Raw genomic sequence first — 21,134 nt, forward strand, 5'->3', positions numbered from 1 at the left:
GGTGATGAATAATGCATAGTTTCATTGTCCGTTATAATTCAATGTTATTCGTTAATGCATAATTAACAACGTTTTTTAAAGCCATTTGTTTAAAATCGGCCAATAATAAAAAATGTAGTTAGTTTTGATACGTTATTTTTATATTGACAAAAATCATCATAAATATGTTTTTATGTAGAATTACTACTACGATTTAATGTTAGTTTTGATCAAAATTAAATGTTATGGTCAAGTTTGCCTTTCTACTGCTGTCGATTATGTCTTGCTGGTTAAAAGTCGATGCTGATACCGGTTGTTCTTACAATGGATACGTTTATACCAGGGCGCCATATATCCTCAATTGGTATTGGTCTGTTCCAATTCAGGATAACTGCCCTTCAGGTGCGCTCCATTCTACCCAATACGCAAATGTTTCTGCCACTTCTACTACTCCTTGTTCTGTCGGAGTTTTCGCGTGGGGAGTGCAAGTCAATTATGAAATTGATTTTTGTCCTTTGGATGATTTTATTTGGGTAATGACCTTTCTAAGTGGAATTTTTGGTTACATGTTTATCCATAAAAAAAATTACTCTCTATCTTATGTTGCTTAAGCCAAAAGGCTTAATGCACTTTAAAAATTGAGGTCAATTACAGCGCTAGGCATACTGATAAATGTGTAGTTAAAGTTTTATTTATTGATTCTTTTGTTGATCTTTGAGGCAAGTCATCTTATCCCTTATCTGGTTCATGAAAATTATTTCATTAGTCTTTTTATGCGCATTATACTTTATTATTGGTAATGTTCAAGCACAAACTTATGGTTGCCTCGTAACTGATGGTGGGAACAGGCGATTATACACGATGCCAGAAGCACCATCTACAACATATACTGCAAATTGTGGCGGTGTTAGTCAATCTAACTTAAGCGGCTATACCGGTAGTCCTGTCACAATTGATGCGAACTGTTCCTGGACACCAGGTATCTTCGATGTTCAACCGCATACTTGTTATATTCCAGTTGGGGGTTATTGTGGTAAGCTAGGGACTTACGTACTAGCATGTCCAATAGATGACTGTACATACCTGCTAGTGCTTTTTGCAGGTTTTTTTGGCTTTTATATTTTAATCGTGAAGCGCAATAAAATCGCCTAATGAAAATCCCTTAAACCTATAATTTCACAGATGTTTAGAAACATCGACCTTCTTTGGAATAATTTTGCTTAAAAAAGCATTATTCATTTTATTCATGATAATTGTCAATAGGTCGATTGCTCGCAGTAACAATGGCTATTTTTCCAGAATATTCCTCTAAGCGTCATTAGGTTAGCTTTTTCGTCAAATTAGACTCGATAATTGTTCGATTAATTATCTATGTAATGTCTTTTTTAAAAACCAAATAAAAAGGTGAGGCGTATATCCTTCTTTTTATTGCAATATTTGCAGAAAATGTAGTTTTAAAACTACTGATTTTTGGTTTTTATGAAGTTTTTGTCGTCTATTTCTATCCTTATTTTAGGATCTTTTTTTAATCTATTATTTGCTCAAACTACTGGAAGAGGATGTAATCTTGGTAGTAGCGTTGCCACTGAATATTTGGGAATGGCTACTTATAATGGGCGTGCCGATCAAAAGGTTTATGTATATAGCTCTTCCCCTTCTGCAATTATCGAAATTGTATTTGGACAGGGCTATAGCGGTTATAGGTGTGGATACATTAATATATATGATGGAGGAGCAAGGTGGGATTCCGCTACCCAGCAGAGTATACCTTACCAGGCTGTAAATGAAATAACAAATAATTATACAAACGATGAATCACATAGATGTGTTACCGCTTTATCGCTTAGCCAGAACTTCGACAGTGGTCAGGGTGGAGAGGGTTATGAGGCAGATTACAGTTATAATAATCCAGCTTACTATTCAAATAACGACCCTAACTATCCTTGCAATGCGCCCCCTAACAATCTTCCGGTAGATCAGAACATTATATTTATGCTTTTACCATTAGGCCTTTTCGGCTTTTTGAAAGTTAGAAAGAAATCTGAAAACTAGCTGGTTTAAACTAGATAGGGTAGTTGAGTATAAATCTTAAAACTTCTTGAACAAAAGGAACAACGAATTCATAATGTAAGGTGGCTAATTTTATATGGGATCAATATCGATATGAATGAAGGGGCATATTAGTTATCGTATTATTCTTTTCTTGAAATACTTTATACGTATTTGTTCAGGGTTCAGCCACGGGACGCATCATGCCTGATGAATAAATTGTTTACCGAAATCAGTAATGAAGGCGGAATCCTCTTAATAGTTGAAAGCAGTTGAACAAAACGAATGTAGTTTCTGCATTAGGTTTGGTGTAGTTTTGATTTGGATATAATTCTACAGTTATGGACTCCTTGAAATGCTTAGCTATATGGATTGTTTTGTTTCTCTATTCTACCTTAGCTAAAGCTACCGATGGATGTTTGATCACCGGCGGGACTGAACTTTATGATACTCCCACATTAAATGTTTTAACTGGAGGATATAAGCTTTATACTAATTCGTTATATCCTTTATCCAGTAATTATTGTAGTTGGGCAGCCGTATCATATACAGGGAATACATGTGGTGTTTGTTCCGGCTTGGGAATTTGTGTATTTGGAATCTGTCCATGTATTGGAACAGCTAAATATGGTTTGGAGGGGTCATTCACAATGGTTTTATGCAACTTCGATGACCATTCGTGGCTTTTAGGCGCAGCGGCAGGTATATTTGGTTTATTAGTCATCAAAAGAAGAAATAAACTATAAATCATCTTTGTCGGCTCGAATAGAAAACCATTCGACATATGTAAAGCTATTCTCTATCTTTACGCAGTTTTCACCTTTAAGAAAGCCGGAGAATCCCGATTTGGTCACAATGAAAATATCCCTTATTACAGTCGTTTACAATGGAGAAACCTTTTTGCAGGAGTGTTTTAATTCGGTAATCGCGCAAACCTATGCTGACATAGAATATCTTGTAATTGATGGGGGATCGACAGACAGAACGTTGAATATTATTCAGGAGAACCAATCTCATATTGGTTATTTTGTTTCGGAAAAAGATAAAGGTTTATACGATGCCATTAATAAAGGGATCCGGAGGGCAACCGGTGAGGTGATCGGAATTTTAAATGCCGATGACCTATTTGCGCACCCTGATGTATTGACATCAGTAGCCAAAACCTTTATCGATCAGCCGAAGATAGATGGACTTTATGGTGACCTCAACTACATCCATCCAAAAACACATAAGATTATTAGGACCTGGAAATCACAGCAAAACACTTTTCAAGATCTTAAAAAAGGCTGGATGCCCGCGCACCCTACACTGTATTTGAAAAGATCTTTGTTTCAGAAAAACGGCGATTATGCCTTAGATCTGGGTACTGCTGCCGATTACGAATTAATACTACGTTACTTTTATACCCATAAAATAGAAGCGGTTTACCTGCCTATCTTAATGGTGAATATGCGCACGGGAGGGGTAAGCAACCAATCTTTAAGGAGCAGGGTATCTGCTTTTGTTAATGATTATAAAGCTTTAAAAAGAAACAGTGTACCACACCCCCTTTGGGTCGTGATCAGGAAAAAGCTGAGTAAACTCAGCCAATTTTGATTCTTTTCGAAGAAGAATTTAAGGAAATAAATCTCCTCAGATTATCGTCATTGCGAGAAGGCTTTTTCAGCCGACAAAGCAATCTTACAACGATCGCTAAGCGTGCGCTTTAAGATTCCCGCCTGCGCGGGAAAGACGATCACTCTACTTGGATCTGTCATTAATCGCAACTCCAGTCTTTCTGAGGTAATCTGATGTCTGGTCAGCAAAACACCATTATAAATCCACCTCACATTTGATTTATGTCATGTCAAACATTTTACATCACAATTTTGTTTATCTTAGTATAGCTATATTTGCTTGCAAGTCTCTATAAGTTTTGCTAAAAGATATTCTGAATACCAGCCCTAACTATTTCTGTATAGCCATATTTATTTTGGCCTTTTCAATTGTAGTTATTAGTATTCCAAGTATAATCTATACTTCGTTAAAATATGGCCTTTTTGATAAGAACGACCTGTACCGTAAAAACCATAAACGCAATATTTCACGTTTAGGTGGCTTGGCCATTGTAGGTAGTTTTACCGTATGTATCCTGCTTTTTTCGGCCATTATTAATTTTAAAGAAGCTAATTTTTTAATTGCATCGTGCATTATCCTTGCGGCGCTTGGCTTAAAAGACGATGTTTATGGCACCAATACCAGTACAAAATTTATTCTACAGATCGTAGTAGCCTTTATCCTGGTTTTTTTTGGTGCCTTCCGTTTAACAAGTTTGTACGGTGTATTGGGTATAGGAGATATGGCGCCTTTATGGGGAAGCCTTTTCTCTATCGCGCTGATCATTTTCCTGAACAATGCATTCAATTTAATAGATGGCATTGACGGACTGGCAGGTGGAATCGGCATTTTAACAAGCCTGGCTTTCGGTATTTTGTTTTCCTTGATGGGACAAGTGCCCTATGCATTTATAGCCTTTGCCCTTGCGGGTGCCATCGCAGGCTTTTTAAAATACAATTGGTTTCCTGCGAAAATATTTATGGGCGATACAGGCGCACTGATCATTGGGCTTATTTCTGCTGCCCTGGCCATTAAGTTTATAGAGCTCAATAAGTTTACAGGTGAAAATAAACCTGCTTTTTATTCTGCGCCAGCAATAGCGGTAGCCATACTGATCGTACCCATTTTCGACTCATTAAGAGTTTTTACCATCCGTATTTTAAAGGGAGGTTCTCCGTTTAAGGGAGACCGTAACCACATCCACCACCGTTTAGAGCAGTTAGGGTTTAAGCCCAGCTGGATCGTAATTTCTACTGCTGGGTTTAATCTGGCTGCAATAGCGGCCACCATTTTCCTTCAGCAACTTGGAAATTTTGTATTGATTTTCCTCATTATTGGTCTCTGCATTGCGTTTAATACCTTGCTTACCTTAGGCCTGCTTAAAAAGAAAGGCAGGTGAAATTAATTTAGCATATGTTCCTGTACGCCAAAAATAAATTTTAATTTTTAGTAAAGCAGGTGTTTGCCTATCGGTTTCCTTGCAGATCAGAAGTACCTAGCCCCGGTCGCAGCGGCATCCCCGGAGCGCAGCGCCGGGATATAGCGAAGAACGGGAAGAAACATTCATAGCTGTACAGGCTTTGCGCTCCTAAAAAAGAACCTTATCATTTTAAAAAAGCAGATGACTTTGCACTCTTGAAATAAATTTTAATTTTTAGTAAAGCAGGTGTTTGCCTATCGGTTTGGGTAGTCCTTCTTTCCGCTCCTATCTTTTTGTGATGGTTAGTGAGAAGTTGTGTGTTGGTGCTACAAAAAGGATAGCCGCTACAATAAGGTTTATTTAACCGAGGTCTGTGGAACAAACCCACTTCGTATATTAACTATAAAAACAATGGGCAGCTTTGTATCGGTTCCCTTTGCAGATCAGAAGTGCCTAGCCCCGGTCGCAGCGGCATCCCCGGAGCGCAGCCAGGGATATAGCGAAGAACGGGAAGAAACATTAATAGCTGTACAGGCTTTGTGCTCCAAAAAAGAATCTTTTTAAAAAAGCAGGTGACTTTGCGCTCTTAAAAGTAGCATGCCCCGCGGCAAAGCGCGGAAAAAATCGATATCTGTGTCTAAACATTAGTTTTTTCTGAGCCAGAATATTTTAATAGCATAACGCTCACCTCAGAAAAAGAAGCAAAATTGACTTTTTAAGAAAAGCATAGCTGCTGAAATAAGGTTTCATCATTCCTTTTCCATCTTATATAATCAGGTCTTTGCTTTGATAAATAAATACTAATTTTGCGCTCTAATTTTTATAATAATGAGGCTGGCAATAAATGGTTTTGGTAGAATAGGAAGAACATTTTTACGCTTAGCATTGGCTGAGGGATTTGAAGTAGTGGCGATTAACGACCTGGCAGATGCCAAAACGATGGCTCACCTATTTAAGTACGATACTGTTCATGGTGTTTTCGCAGGGAGTGTTTCTGCAAAACCTGATGCACTGGTAATCAATCAGCTTTCTATTCCGGTTTTCGCTATCAAGGATGCCGATGAATTGCCTTGGTCGGCACTTAGGGTAGATCTGGTTATCGATTGTACAGGTAAAAATCTAACCAAGCCATCAGCAGAAAAACACATTACATCTGGAGCAAAACAAGTGTTGATCTCTGCCCCGGCGGCTGAAGATATCCCGATGGTGGTATTAGGTGTAAACGATCATCAGATTGATTTAACTAGTCCTGTATTATCAAATGCGAGTTGTACAACTAATAATATTGCCCCGATGATTAAGATTTTGAATGACAACTGGGGCGTTGAAGAAGGTTATATTACGACCATCCATTCGATGACAGGTGATCAGAATCTGCATGATGCCAACCATAAGGACCTGCGCCGTGCAAGGGCGGCTTCATCTTCCATTATTCCAACTACAACAGGGGCAGCAAAAGCCATTACCCATATTTTCCCTGAATTGGATGGTCGTTTAGGTGGAGCAGGAATCAGGGTTCCGGTTTTAAACGGATCTTTAACTGATTTTACCTGTCTGCTAAAGAAGAAGACAAGCATAGAAGAAATTAATGCAGCTTTTAAGCACGCTGCACAAAACGAATTGAAAGGTCTTATTGAGTATACTGAAGATCCAATTGTATCAGTCGATATTATAGACAACCCACATTCCTGTATTTTCGATTCGCTATTAACCTCTATCGTTGGCGATCTGGTTAAAGTGGTGGGCTGGTATGATAACGAATTTGGTTACAGTAGCCGTTTGATCGATGTGGTAAAAAAATTGATCAGCTTGGTAAAGCCTAAAACGTAGGGCTGGTTTATCGCTTCATTTTAAACGATAGTGTTCCAAAAGAACTCTTTCGGAGGAGAACCGATGGCGCTGCGAAGCAAAATCTTTTAAATTTCATTTCTATAATTTGCTTCAAAGATCTCTCCACTCCGCATTGCTTCGGTCGAGATGACGCCGATTTTTAGAATCTGTCAATGGTAATGATAGAAATTAATTGGTACTGCAAGAAAATGCAAGACGCCCGATTAATTTCTTTCTCCTATAAAGACAGAACAGCCATTATTTTCAACTTATTTTAAATACTACCAGGGGAGTATCTAAAATGTTAAAAATTCTAGCCGATATTATTATCGGGTTTCAATTGCTTTATTAACTTTGCAAACGTTTGCAGTGCATCCAATAGCAATATCTTCACACTTGATGTAAGCTAGCTGATATTAAAAATATGGTCAAATTTATTCTTCCAGAAGAAGTACTGCCTTTAAGAAGCCTGGTTTTGCGCAATGGCAAACCATTCGAAGCATGTGTTTTTGAAGGCGATCTTGCCTACGATACCTTTCATCTTGGTTTTTTAAAAGATGGAGAAATAAAATCAATTGCCACCTTTATGCGGAACGATTTTTTTCCGGAAGAAGGAGAGGGCTATCAGCTTAGGGGCATGGCCACCCATCCCGATGCAGTTGGAAATGGTTATGCTGCTGCACTGGTTACTTTTGCCATTGAATACCTGAAAGAATATAAAACCGATTACTTATGGTGTAATGCCCGTTCAACGGCGGCCGCTTTTTACAAGAAAATCGGCTTCACTACCGAATCGCCGGAGTTCGATATCCCTGGCATTGGTTTCCATTACGAAATGAAATTAAACTTAAATCAAAAATAATTAAACATGAATACAATTGACCAGTTTGACTTTAAAGATAAAAAAGCATTAATCAGGGTAGATTTTAATGTGCCTTTAGATGACGAATTTAAAATTACAGACGATAAAAGAATCAGGGCGGCTTTGCCAACCATTTCTAAAATCTTAAAAGATGGTGGTGCGGTTATTTTAATGTCTCACTTAGGTCGCCCGAAAGATGGCCCTACCGATAAATATTCTTTAAAACACATCTTATCTGATCTATCTGCTCTTGTTGGTGTTGAAGTTAAGTTTGCTGATGATTGTATTGGCGAAAGCGCAGTAAAACAGGCAGCTGATTTAAAACCAGGTGAAGTTTTATTGTTAGAAAATCTTCGTTTTTACAAAGAAGAAGAAAAAGGTGATGTTGCCTTTGCAGAAAAATTATCAAAATTAGGCGATGTTTATGTAAACGATGCCTTTGGTACTGCTCACCGTGCACATGCTTCAACTTCAATTATTGCCCAGTTTTTCCCAGATGCAAAATACTTCGGTTATTTAATGGCCTCAGAAGTAGAAAATGCAGAGAAAATATTGAACCACGCAGAAAGACCTTTTACTGCAATTATGGGTGGTGCTAAGGTGTCTGATAAAATTCTTTTGATCGAGAAATTGCTGGATAAGGTAGATAACCTGATTATTGGTGGGGGTATGGCTTACACTTTTGCTAAAGCACAAGGCGGGGAAATTGGCACCTCATTATTAGAAGCCGATAAACAAGCACTTTCTTTAGAGTTGATCGAAAAAGCAAAAGCAAAAGGCGTAAACCTGATTTTACCTGTAGATACAGTAATTGCTGATAAATTTGCAAATGATGCTGATAAAAAAGATGTAGACTCTGGTCAGATTCCTGCAGATTGGATGGGACTGGATATTGGCCCAAAATCGGTTGCCCTGTTCCAGGATGTAATTAAAAATTCTAAAACCTTGTTGTGGAACGGACCGATGGGCGTTTTCGAAATGGAAAGTTTCCAGGTAGGTACCAAAGCTGTTGCAGAAGCAGTTGTGGCGGCTACTAAGGATAACGGTGCATTTTCATTGATCGGTGGTGGCGATTCAGCAGCCGCAATTGCAAAATTCGGCATGGAAGATGAAGTAAGCTACGTTTCTACTGGTGGTGGTGCTTTACTTGAGTATATGGAAGGCAAAGAATTGCCAGGTGTTAAAGCCATTAATGGATAAATATCAATCTTATATATAAACGGGCCCTTGCAGATCAAATTTGCAAGGGCCTTTGTTTTTAGATGATTTCAACTTACGCTGTTTTGTACATGGGTTAGCACACGTGTTTATTAAGACTTATCGTTATAACGGTACAGCAGTCTTGTAACGATGCTGTGTAGGAGCGAAGCACTACTTGTGCTTAAAACAAATAAATCATACCTTACTGGCAATTTACCTTGGCCTGTAACTTATTGGTCCTGGGTTATAAAACATCAGGTACATAATAATCAAATTACATTTATGAGAAAAAAAATCTTTTTGTTTAGTATAAGCTGTCTGCTCCTTGCAGGTCTGTCTCAAAAAACATTTGCTGCAACAGTAACGATACCCGATAACATTAAACTTGCTGTTGAGCCTGTAGCATTGATTGGCCGTTGGGACATTACCGTTGATGTAAACGGAAAACCGGCGCCAGCTTGGTTGGAAGTAAAACTATCAGGTTATAAAACTTTAGTGGGGTACTTTGTATCTACCGCCGGTAGTGCGCGTCCGGTATCGGAAGTGAAGTTTGATAATGGAAAATTTAGGTTCGAAATCCCGCCACAATGGGAAAGCGGTTCTTCGAATTTAGTTATCGACGGCACCATGGGCGACGCAGGGATTCAGGGAACAATGACCAATTGCGATGGTAAACAATATAGCTGGAAAGGCGTTAAGGCACCTTACCTGAAAAGAACGGCAGCACCAGTTTGGGGCAAACCTGTCAATTTGTTCAATGGCAAGGATCTGTCTGGCTGGAAAGCCAGCGGACAAAACCAATGGATTGTGAAAAACGGTATTTTAACTAGCCCGAAAGCAGGTTCAAATCTGATCTCTGAACAGAAGTATAATGATTTTAAACTTCATGTAGAATTCAAATACGCCAAAGGCGGAAACAGTGGGGTATACCTAAGAGGCCGTTACGAGGTGCAGATTGAGGACAGCAAAAAAGATGCACACCCTAACAGCGTGCTATTCGGTGGCATTTATGGATTTTTAACCGCCAATGAAATGGTTACGCTTGGCCCGGATGAATGGCAACGTTACGATATTACCCTTATTGGCCGTTTGGTAACAGTGGTAGCCAATGGTAAAACCATCATCAGTAACCAGGAAATCCCGGGCATTACCGGAGGGGCATTGGATAGTAATGAGGGAGAGCCCGGGCCTATTTATCTTCAGGGAGATCATGAACCGATCGAATACCGGAAAATCGTTATTACACCGGCGAAATAATTATCTTTTATAGAGGGCTTGGATTTTCCAGGCCTTTATCGTTACTAAAGGGCCAGTCACATATAAAAGAAGATGTTAATTTGGGTTTTTGATAAGTTTTTCAATAATCTCAGTAAAATAATTATCGTCAACGGCAGTGATGTTTCCCTTGATATTTATTGGATAACCTTCTTGGATATACCTCAGTATGCCATATCTGTCGATAAAAAGGTTCTTGGGAAGTGCACTAACTTTGAGTTTCTTTACATAAGTTTTACCATCCACTAATATCTGAAAGTTAAAATCTTTATTTTTTAAAAAGTCAAATAAGTGATCGTTTGCGACATTATTCTCAGTAATCGCGATAAAATTCATTCTGTCTTTATATCTCTGCTTAAGCTTGCTTAGTTGAGGCATTTCGGCAATACATGGGGCGCAATAGGTAGCCCAAAAGTTTATAAGTGTAGGTTTGCCTAAAAGCTCCTTAGCGTGTATTTCCTTACCATTCATATCTTTCAATTTGAAGGAAGGAAGCCTCTGATTTAGCAATAAAAATGTAGAATCTTGTTTATATGTAAATCTAAGTTCTTGAGAATCCTTAACTGAAGATTTCTTTGATACCAAAAGATTAATGTAATTGATCACTGTATCATTTTTTACGACTTTATGATAAATGACGGCCGTCATTTCAAAAGCAGACGGTAATGTTTTTTTTGCTGAATTGAGGTGACGTTTTATCTCATTAGCCTCAATGAAAGAGCCATTGTTAAGTGTGTATAAATTGTATTGTGAATAGCCTTTAACTGCTAAGAGGAAAAAAACTAGCGTTATCATTTTTTTCATTGTACTGTGAAAAATTTAACAGCTAAGTTAACCTATTTTACAATAGTAATTTTGTGGCGGAGATTTTTGTTAGCTCATAGGAAGATATTTAACTGATATGGTAGCTGTCGTATTGCCTCGTCCTGAAATTCCTCCCTTTATGCAATTAGTAAATAAATTGTAGACTTTAATATCTTAGAACGTTTCTAAACCCGTATTTAGCAATAACATATACACAGCCAGGTAACACACCAAAAATGCTGTCGATAAGGCAAAATAGCGGGTTACCTTATAACTGCCTTTTTTAAAGGGAAGGAGAAATAAGATATTGAACATTTCAGATAACAATGCACATATAAAATTCAGGCATACCATTACGCAGCTAAAGGCCACTACAAAAATGGCTGGCTGGATAACAATTCCTGAAGGAAGGCCATAGAGTGCACCCATCATAAAACTAATCGGAAGAATAATCGAAGCATATTTTAATCCCGATTTAAACTGTAAGAGAAAGTACTTGCCGAGTTTCGGAAGCGGCGTTTTTGTTTTCGCTGGTTTTAATTCTTTTTCAACAGCAGGGGTTTCCAATGCCTCATCTAAAGCTGCTTCATTTGTTTTTCGTTTTTTGCCTTTCTTTTGTTTCTTATAACGTGGCCACCAGATTATAAAACCTGTAATAAAAAGTGCAAGGGGCATTAAACCAGCAATAATGGCGATAATCTGTGTTGGCCTGCCGCCAAAGCTCCCGTAGTGGATTGGTGTTAACCAGCTGAGATAAGCATTACCAACATTAGGGAAATCCTTCCGGCTGTTCAACATTACTTTGCCTGTATATTGATCAACAACGAGCATTTCTCTTTTTCCAACGCTAGGTAGGTTTCCGCTCACTACATCCAAACGATAAGTTCCTGTTTTGTCGGCCGGAAAAGCAATCCCGCCAATATAACCATTAGGCATTTTTTCTTTAGCTGCGGCAACAATCTGTTTAAGGGGAAGTGGTACCGCCTGTGCATGCCATGCCGATTTAGCGCCTAACAATTTGGCAACACCCTGCGGAGACTTCCCGCTAAGCAGGAACAGCAGTGGGATAATGAGGGTAGAAAAAGTAATAGAAAAACCGGTAAGGCTGAGTATGGCCACAATGGGAGAGGAGTAAAAACCGAGTGAATTGTGCCAATCGTAATTTTGCCGCTTAAACGATCCGCTAAATCTTACGGTAAGCGCTGATTTTAACTGTTTCCATTTCTTAGGGATCCATAAACGCAGGCCAGAAATGGTTAAAATTAAAAGGCAGAGGGAAGCTAGTCCGCAGATATAACGCCCCGCAACAGGGATAAGCAATGTCCGGTGAAGTTCGGTAACCACATGGATAAAAGAGCTGGTATGTATTCTTTTACCCGTTGTTTTTCCGGTATATGGATTAATAAAAGTTTCTCCACCACTTTTTAAATTCAGAACGCTGTAAGCTTCATTGGGGTTTTTGAAGTTGTTAAGCATCAGATAATCTATTTTTAGTTCGGGATAGTTTTTCCTGATCAAGGGTACAATATCCTCAACGGGCATTTTTTGTTTCTTTGCAATTACCTCGAACAGGGTAGGATTCAGGGCACGGTCAATCTCATCCTGAAAAACCAAAATACTACCGGTAACACCTACAAAAGCTACAATTGCTCCTGCAATAATACCAACATAAAGATGCCATTTGCCAAACCACCGTTTCTGGTGTTTTGCCCAGTTTAAACTTTTAGGATTCTGTTCTGATTTCATTTTTGAGTGTTGCATTCCCTCATGCAGTATTGGTTGGTTTATGCCTACAAAGAAATCGTTTTAATTGCTTTTATCCAAATTATTTTTAATGAGTCTAAATAATGATTTAAATAAAATTATATCTCCATCCTAATAGATCCTTTATACTTTTTGCTTCGATAAACCCCAACAATACTGTAAATGCCTGGGCAGAGAAGGAGGTAAAGTTCACGTAGATAGCCCTGATATGGTTTATTTGGTGTTTCAGGTCATATTTTATTCACCAGCAAGGGCAAAGGCAAAAAAAACATTGTAAACAATCAAATTAGTGGTAGTTGCGGCTAGGTATTCTTCTGAGATTTATCCTAACAGCATGGATTGTTTTGTTGTGCTCCAAACTAACCAGCAAAAAACCAAACAAAAAAACTAACCAACCAAAGAATCAGATTATGAAACAGGTATTACAAATGCACTTAAGGGTGCTCGGAATCGTCTTCATCTTACTGCAGTCCTATCATGTATTTGCGCAGGTAAAAATATCGGGAAAAGTAGTTGATGCAGAAGGGAAAATTCCATTGGCAGCCGCCACAATTACTGTTACCGGAGGTGCTGCATCCTCGGTAAAAGCAGATGAGTCAGGCCGGTTTACAATAGCTGTACCCAGTGGCGCATTGCTAAGAATTACAATGACCGGTTATAAAGCGGTAACTGTTACGCCTCAACAGGGAATAGTAATAGAAATGGTCTCTACCGCTATTAATTTAGGTGAAACCGTCATTGTGGGTTATACGAAACAGAAGAAAGAACTTTTGAGCGGGTCTGTCGCTTCTGTTAAATTTAAAGAGACAGACACCGAAATCCCGACTACATCAGTGGGTAACTTATTAGCGGGCAGAATGCCGGGCTTATATGTCTCCACGCCTAGCGGGATACCAGGAGCACAGCCCAGCATTCGCATCAGAACGCCAAGCTCATGGAATACAGCCCCGGTTTTATATGTAATTGACGGAAAAGTAACCAGTGATGCCGCAGAATTCAACAATTTAAGTCCAAATGAAATTGAAGATGTAACCATTTTAAAAGACGCAGCGACTACCGCTGCTTATGGTGCCCGTGCAGGTGGGGGAGTGATGTTGATTACCACCAAACACGGTAAGGCCGGAAAAGCATCTGTAAACTATTCGGTGAATACTGGAAAAGATGTCCGTGGAAATAACATGGAGCTAACCAGTATCATGGAGTGGGGAGTGATTCAAAACAGAATTTGGGGCGAAGCTGGCGGACCGGCAAATACTCCCTGGACCGCGGATGCAAAAGCATACTTTCAGGATGCGGATTTTGGTGGCGGCAAGGGCTACGGTTTTAATGCCTTAAAAGATGTTTATGTCGATCCCTCTATTACTACACATAATTTAAGTGCTTCGGGAGGGACGGATAAACTTCAGTATTTTATCGGCGGCTCTTATGTAAATCAGGAAACTTTTATCAAAAACACCAACGAAAAAAAGTACAACGTCAGGGCAAATATAACGGCTAGCCTTACCAAAGATGTAACCGTTTTCGCCGGCTTTAGCATAAACAATAATAAATTTAATGCCCCTCAGGGCGACTGGTCAGGAGATATGTTTCCTAAACTTTTGGTATGGCAGCCATATATGCCCTCGTTTACGGCTTCGGGCGACCCAGTGTATTACTTCTGGATTACCAATAAACCAGGTGAAGCACAAGGATTGGCAGGCTACAATAAGTCAGAGGTCACCAAATCTATTGCGAATTTAAATTTAACTTATAAAGCCCCTTTTTTGGAAGGATTAAGTGCTAAAGTGGGGTATATAAAAAGCTTTACGAACACCAATCAAAAAATATATTCGCATCCTTTTACCTATTATGAACTGAAACAGATTACACCCGTTATCTGGGATTTGAATACCGTTGTAGGAAAAAGTCTTACACAACATTCGAATTCTATAGAAAAACTATCTGCCTGGAACCAGGAGGAACAACTGAACTTTCAGTTAAACTTTGAACGAAATTTTGGCAAACATCACGTAAACGCGGCACTGGTATACGAACGTCAGGAACGTTCAGGCGACGGTATTGATGCGGCCATCAATGGTTTTCCTATTTATACAACTGACCAGTGGTGGGCTTCTACCGGAGGAGCAGGTGTGGTAAACGGTACGGCAACAAAAAGTATCAGCAATACCTATGGTTTCGAGGTAACAACCGGTCGTAAATCGTATGTTGGACAATTTGCTTACGATTATGGAGATAAGTATATCGCTACTTTCACTTATCGTTATGATGGTTCGGTAATTTTTGCCCCGGATAAACGTTGGGGATTCTTTCCTGCTGGTTCTGCAGCCTGGGTGATCTCTAAAGAAAACTTTTTTAGAAATGTAAAAGGAATCGAATCATTAAAATTAAAGGCTTCTTTTGGAATAACAGGTAATGATAACGTAGCACGCTGGCAATATGAAGATAAATATGTTCCTGGAGGCAGTGCATTTTTTGGCGAGTCGCCTGCACTTAACCCTGGGATACGATATGATGTATTACCCAATCCCGACATTACCTGGGAAAAATACCAGAATAAAAATATAGGGATCGATATTAGTTTCTTAAAACATTTTACGGCCTCAGCTGAGTACTGGCATAACCTTACCTACGATATTCTGGCTGCAAAGATCCAGTCTACCCCACCAACCTTTAGCCGCCCTTTACCATCTGTAAATTATGGCAAAATGAAAGCAAGCGGTATTGATATTGGCCTGAACTACAACAACAGGGTCGGCGAATTTAATTATAGCGTAGGTGCGAATTTTACTTATGGCGATTCATGGTATGTGATGAGAGACCAGAATGTAACTTACGATTATCAGGATATACTCAAAGAGGGGCGTTCTGCGAATATGATTACAGGTTACACCGTTGATAAGATGCTCAGGTCGCAGGCAGATGTGGATGCTTTACTAGCGGCTAAACCAGGATATACTTTCAATGGCATTGCGCCTAAACCCGGACAGCTGGCCTATGTGGATTTTAACGGTGATAATAAAATCAACGACAATGACATTACCGTGCTAAATAATAGCAATAATGCCAAAGTAGTAGGTTTAAATTTAACTGCAGAGTGGAAGGGAATAAGTGTGAATGCCAATTTCAACGGTTCGTTCGGTTATAAAAAATCTTTTAATGATTTATCCGGAGGCGTAGAATGGAACAGGATGTGGCGCCCTTGGTACAATGAGTCATGGAGCCCGGAAAATCCTGATAACTCCTGGTTGCCTTATCGTTACAGTGCAAATGATGCCGTAAGAGGTGTTAATACAGCAGGAAGTAATTTCTGGCTGGCAGATGCAAGTTTTCTACGGCTGAAATTTTTGAATGTTGCCTATAATGTTCCGCAAAAATTATACAAAAAATACGTAAACAACATTCGCTTTTATGTATCCGGATCTAATCTTTTTGTGATCAGCAAATTCAACAAAAAATTCTATGATCCTGAAATGGGTGGAGGTACGGCTTTCCCTATTGTTAAATCCTACAATGCCGGTCTTAGTGTAACTTTCTAAATTTTAACATTAAAAGGAAATCAAAAATGAAATATCTAAATCAAAATAAATTTATCCTTTATATCACCCTGATTATTGCTTTGGGCTCATCATGTAAAAAAGGATTGGATTATGAAAATACGGCAGCCATAAATCCAAAGAATGTATGGACCGATTCGGTCTTGATCAAGTCCTATCTGAACGATGTATATGGGGGGCTTATGCCCGGATGGCCGCTTGGTAGTGGCGCGAATGCCGATGAGGGCATTAACGCATCTGGAGGAAACTTAAGCGGCTTCCAACGCGGTATAATCGATGTGGTAACAAATTCCACCAGTCTGAATTATACCTATATCGACAGAACCAATTATTTTATGGATCAGTTGAGCGGTCTGCCCGAATCGGTAATAAACCCAGGTACCAAAAACAGGTTAATGGGCGAGGCCAAATTTTGGCGGGCCTGGACTTATTGGGGAATGGTCAGCTCGGTAGGCGGCGTACCATTGATCTTAAAGACACAAGATGGGACTGATGTAAATTCACTGAAGGTAGCAAGGAGTAAAACATCTGAGTGCGTTGCACAGATTATAAAAGATCTGGATGAGGCCGCTACCACTTTGCCACTCAACTACAGTGGTGTTGATTACGGCAGGATTAACCGCGCTGCTGCGCTCGGTTTTAAAGCAAGGGTGCTTTTATGGTATGCAAGCCCTTTATTTAACCCTTCAAATGATCAGGCCAGGTGGACAAATGCCTACAATGCTGCTAAAGCTGCTGTACAGGCTGCGGATGCTGGTGGATTTGGCCTGTTTGCAGACTACAAGTTAATCTGGTATTCGAGGAACAAAGAGCACATTATGACCAGGCAGTACTACTATCCGGATAGTTACATGAACTTCAACTCCATCAGACCCCTTCCTTTTACAAACGGAAATACCAATACCGATCAGCCTATATTACCCCTATTGATCGCTTATCCAAAACGTGATGGCAGCCCGATGCAGTTTGATAAAAACCAATTGTCCAATGCAGCCTATAATCAGCAGTTTCTAACCGATTTTTACACCAATCGGGACGACCGGTTTTATGCAACCATTTGGTGCGGCGGTACCGTGTACCCAACACCTGATGTGAATACGATCGGTATGACAGCACCAAGATCTCGTACTTACTGGCAAGCCTGGACATGGAAAGCAGCCGCAACACCGAGCACTGTTCTCCCGGAGAAAAATAGTACGGTATTCTCGGGCATTTCTCCGCTTGTCCAAAACGGTGATGAAAACGGGGTAACGGGTTTCTTCCAGCGTAAGGGTTTAGATACCCTTATCGACAGAGCGGCGCTTGTGGGCGTGGCTGCAGGTGCTAAAAGCTGGTTTTCACCAATGCGTTATGCAGAACTATTGTTAAACCTTGCTGAAGCTGCAAATGAAACAGGTAATAGCAACGATGCAATAACCGCTTTATCTTCCATTCGTAAACGTGCGGGCATCGCCGCTGGTGCATCCGGAAAATATGGCATCACAGCAACTTCACAGGCTGACCTTCGCGCAGCGATCATGAACGAACGTCAGGTGGAACTTGCTTTTGAAGGATTTAGGTTTAATGATTTAAGAAGGTGGAAACGTTACGATATCCTTAATACCCAGGTGACCAGGAGAGGTTTATTCCTGATGCTAAACAAAGGTGAAGCTTTACCTGGGAATACAGACAACATCATGACTGCTGCTGTAAGAAGTAAATTCTCCGCAGTGATTGTGGAAAACCTGGATAAGACGCCTTCGGCTAATCAGACTTATAACCTGGACCTTAACCACTGGTTTAACGCTTTAAATCCAACTCAGATGTCTGCAGTACCTGACCAGTTGCCACAGAACAAAGAATGGGGCGGCCCTTTTGATCCGCTTCAATAAATATCAATAATCAGGCAGGTGGATATGACCAGATCCACCTGCTTTTATTTTTAATTAACTTTAACAATTTACAGCACACATACAAATAAAGACCTGAAATGCAAAATAGTTTTTTAAATACGACCGTTAAAGCCATTGTCTTGTTAATGGCGGTCACCTGCTGGTTCTCAGCAAAAACTTATGCACAGACCGAGTTTTCTACAGATTATTTTAAGATAAGGGTCGATAACAAAGGTTTTGTCACCAGTATGAAAAACAAGACTAAGGCACCATACAAGGAATTTAGCCTAGCAGAAAAGCCCTCACCTTTGTTGAGTTTATATAGTGATGCTAAAAAAAAATACTTCGAACCCACAAAAGCGGTTTATATAAAAAATAAAAAAACACTCTCGCTATATTATGCCAATGGTTCGGTGGCTACTGTTAAACTGGAACCTAAGGCGAAATATTTCAAATTAACCCTGTTGTCGCTTACCAACCGGAAAGGTATTGATGTAATTGAATGGGGCCCGGTACATACCAGCATCAACAATCTGTTTGGAGAAATCATCGGTGTGGCAAGAGATACAAGTGCTGCCGTAAACTACTCCATCGGTATGATGGCCTTAAACGATAATACCCTGGGCGGAAAAGCGGAAACAATCGGTGATGCAGCGCCGTTTCAATATGTTGTTCACAGTCCCGATACTAAACGATTTCCCTTACCTGTCAACCTTCATGAAGGTCAGGTGTTTACGCTTGGAGGGAATGGTATCAGCGATGTTGCTTTTTATGCACACAAAGAACCCTGGTACCGGATAATGTATGGCAATGCAGCTAATGTGGGTAAAAATGGAAGAATATCGCTCTCCTATCAATCAAGAGACCGTGGTTTTGAAAGAGAGGTTTACTTTTCGCTCATTCCCAATATGGCGGCCAACATCCCAAACCATTTGCAGGTGCAGGCATTACCAGGGGTAGATTATATCGGATCATCCGTAGCCTTATGGGGAAGCCCGGATAGTACGGCTTTGTTGGATGTAATCCAGAAAATTGTTTTAACGGAAAAACTTCCGCACCCAACCATTAACGGAAAATGGATAAAAGACCCGGCTGCTTTTGTTCCTGATCTTCTTACCAGTGGTAATTTAAATGACAGCACCATCTCTTATGCATCGAGATTGGGTTTTAAAACCATAAGTTTATATGATCAGGGTTTTTTAAGGGCTGATCGTGGTAACCAAGGTTATATCGACGGAAGAAATTTTGAGAAAAAGCCAATAAAATTAACTGGTCGAAGTGTTTCGCATAAGGAGTTTTCTGATATGGCTGCTAAACAGGGCATCAGCATCGGCAGAACACCTATTACCACTGCTTTGGCCCCGGGAACTATGGATGCGAGCCCGATACCGAGCGATAGCCTGTGTTATCAGCAAAAACGCCTGCTGGTAAAAAACATCAGCGTAGCCGACACCGTTATTCTTGTTGACAACCCGATTTATCTTGACGAGATTGCTAGCTGGGAAGGTCATTGCGCCAACTTAAATATGGTCAAAATCGGTAAAGAACTTATTCATTATATGGGCGTTTCCAAAGAAAAACCCTATAGGCTTTTGAATGTGAAGCGCGGATACTGGAAAACCACCGCGTCTAACCACTCGGACGGAGATGCTATTTACAAACTTCAGGTAACGGTTAATTATGGTTATGACGGGCTCATTCCGAATATGCAACTTCAGGACAAAATAGCCGAACACTTTGCTGAAATCTGTAAAATTAACGGCCTTTCTTATTATGACTTTGATGGACAGGAGTTTTTGTTCAATAATGGCCACGGTTACTATTCGGCTAAACGTTTTTTTGGTAAAATGTTCGAAAAAGCTGCGCAGTTGGGGGTTCCTTATATCCGTTTCACGGGTGCTACCTTATCCGAAGGCTCATGGCATTATCAAAGCATCTGGAATGTTGGTGGTGGAAAAAATCTGTACGATGCCGAAACCCGCGAATGGGGCAGCACGACCAGTCAGGGGAAAGACCTTCGCGACGTATGTTACGCCAATTATTTTCCGGTGGGCATGGGCGGGAACTTCCCGATCAATGCCAAATCAAAGGTCGAAGAATATGAACATATACAGGCTGTTTCTGTAGGTGTTGGTACAACATATAGTTTGAAAGTAAGCCAAAAAGATGTCGAAAGCTGTCCGCAGAAAGATGCCATTTTCAAAGTAATAAGAACCTGGGAAAATGCAAGAGCTGCCAATGCCTTTCCCAGAAGTGTAAAAATGCAGCTGGCAGACCCTGCAAATAGCTGGCAACTGGAACAGGTTGATGATAATAAATGGAAACTATATTCAATTGTCAACGGAGAAAGAAAAACGGCTATCAGCTTAAACAGAGATATTGCAGGAGGATATTAAGTACCACTTGCAGATTTTGAAGTACCCTTCTTTGGAAATTTATCAAAATATGTATTCCTAGGGAGGTGATTTCACTCAGGTGCTGTCATGTTGTTCAAAGGACTCCCTACGGAGCGCTTGTCGAAACACCTTAAAGCGTATTTAACAGGCCCTTCGACAAGCTCAGGATGACAAATCTATATTTATGATACAGCCTCTTTTTTTTGTGCCATACATGGTGATAAACTTGACGGTGCGAGTACAATGTCATTAAGTTGAGCCATTCGGCACAAGCAAAAATAAATTAAACCACAGATAGAAAGGATGCACACAGATATGAAAATCCGTGTTTATCTGTATGCATCTGTGATTAAAAAACGCTTAGTTTAGTGACATTGCAGGGTGCCGCTTTGCCAAGGGCTAAATTGGTTAGGCCTGTTGCACGGAAAACCCCTCATTTAGCAATTACAGGGGTGATCTAAACCCGACCTTAGCGGGATGCCACAACTTTTTCAATTGGGCAGAAGCGGGGGCGGGGCTGCTTCCTCCACAGGT

The 21,134-nt window shown here is 40.0% G+C and carries 15 protein-coding genes; 13 read left to right on the top strand and 2 right to left on the bottom strand.

What is annotated here, in order from left to right; all coding sequences use genetic code 11:
• Positions 1-224 precede the first annotated feature (224 nt).
• From J7E57_RS16475 to J7E57_RS16520, 10 genes are all read left to right on the top strand, one after another.
• A complete protein-coding gene (locus J7E57_RS16475; RefSeq protein ID WP_215131960.1) occupies positions 225-590 on the top strand; it encodes a hypothetical protein in 366 nt (121 codons plus the stop codon).
• A 136-nt stretch (positions 591-726) separates the two neighbouring features.
• Positions 727-1,131, top strand: coding sequence for a hypothetical protein (locus tag J7E57_RS16480; protein ID WP_215131962.1), 405 nt, complete (start codon positions 727-729; stop codon positions 1,129-1,131).
• Positions 1,132-1,578: 447 nt separating this feature from the next.
• Positions 1,579-2,031: a hypothetical protein gene (locus J7E57_RS16485; protein WP_215131964.1), complete on the top strand. Its 453-nt coding sequence runs from the start codon at positions 1,579-1,581 to the stop codon at positions 2,029-2,031.
• A gap of 338 nt (positions 2,032-2,369) precedes the next feature.
• Complete coding sequence (locus tag J7E57_RS16490; RefSeq protein ID WP_215131966.1) at positions 2,370-2,774, top strand: hypothetical protein; 405 nt, start codon at positions 2,370-2,372, stop codon at positions 2,772-2,774.
• A 109-nt stretch (positions 2,775-2,883) separates the two neighbouring features.
• A complete protein-coding gene (locus J7E57_RS16495) occupies positions 2,884-3,624 on the top strand; it encodes a glycosyltransferase family 2 protein (RefSeq protein ID WP_215131968.1) in 741 nt (246 codons plus the stop codon).
• A gap of 319 nt (positions 3,625-3,943) precedes the next feature.
• Positions 3,944-5,023 (top strand): MraY family glycosyltransferase, encoded by a 1,080-nt coding sequence (locus J7E57_RS16500; protein WP_251029946.1) that lies wholly within the window; start codon positions 3,944-3,946, stop codon positions 5,021-5,023.
• A gap of 849 nt (positions 5,024-5,872) precedes the next feature.
• Positions 5,873-6,874, top strand: a complete 1,002-nt coding sequence (gene gap, locus J7E57_RS16505; protein ID WP_215131970.1) for a type I glyceraldehyde-3-phosphate dehydrogenase — start codon at positions 5,873-5,875, stop codon at positions 6,872-6,874.
• Positions 6,875-7,298: 424 nt separating this feature from the next.
• Entirely contained in the window at positions 7,299-7,736 is a 438-nt protein-coding gene (locus J7E57_RS16510) for a GNAT family N-acetyltransferase (protein ID WP_215131972.1), read from the top strand.
• 6 nt (positions 7,737-7,742) lie between these two features.
• Entirely contained in the window at positions 7,743-8,936 is a 1,194-nt protein-coding gene (locus J7E57_RS16515; RefSeq protein ID WP_029279640.1) for a phosphoglycerate kinase, read from the top strand.
• 282 nt (positions 8,937-9,218) lie between these two features.
• Positions 9,219-10,193: a DUF1080 domain-containing protein gene (locus J7E57_RS16520; RefSeq protein ID WP_215131974.1), complete on the top strand. Its 975-nt coding sequence runs from the start codon at positions 9,219-9,221 to the stop codon at positions 10,191-10,193.
• Positions 10,194-10,268: 75 nt separating this feature from the next.
• Here the strand turns inward: J7E57_RS16520 and J7E57_RS16525 are convergent, their stop codons facing one another.
• Entirely contained in the window at positions 10,269-11,006 is a 738-nt protein-coding gene (locus tag J7E57_RS16525) for a TlpA family protein disulfide reductase (protein ID WP_215166204.1), read from the bottom strand.
• 183 nt (positions 11,007-11,189) lie between these two features.
• Positions 11,190-12,761, bottom strand: a complete 1,572-nt coding sequence (locus tag J7E57_RS16530) for a PepSY-associated TM helix domain-containing protein (protein ID WP_215131978.1) — start codon at positions 12,759-12,761, stop codon at positions 11,190-11,192.
• 428 nt (positions 12,762-13,189) lie between these two features.
• Between J7E57_RS16530 and J7E57_RS16535 the strand changes: the two genes are divergently transcribed.
• The 3 genes from J7E57_RS16535 (at position 13,190) to J7E57_RS16545 (ending at position 20,600) form a co-directional block, all read left to right on the top strand.
• On the top strand, positions 13,190-16,315 hold the full coding sequence (locus J7E57_RS16535) for a SusC/RagA family TonB-linked outer membrane protein (protein ID WP_215131980.1): 3,126 nt from the start codon (positions 13,190-13,192) through the stop codon (positions 16,313-16,315).
• A 26-nt stretch (positions 16,316-16,341) separates the two neighbouring features.
• Entirely contained in the window at positions 16,342-18,204 is a 1,863-nt protein-coding gene (locus tag J7E57_RS16540; protein WP_215131982.1) for a RagB/SusD family nutrient uptake outer membrane protein, read from the top strand.
• 98 nt (positions 18,205-18,302) lie between these two features.
• Positions 18,303-20,600: a hypothetical protein gene (locus J7E57_RS16545; protein ID WP_215131984.1), complete on the top strand. Its 2,298-nt coding sequence runs from the start codon at positions 18,303-18,305 to the stop codon at positions 20,598-20,600.
• The last annotated feature ends 534 nt before the right edge of the window (positions 20,601-21,134 follow it).

The organism is Pedobacter sp. ISL-64, assembly GCF_018613605.1.
GTDB lineage: Bacteria > Bacteroidota > Bacteroidia > Sphingobacteriales > Sphingobacteriaceae > Pedobacter.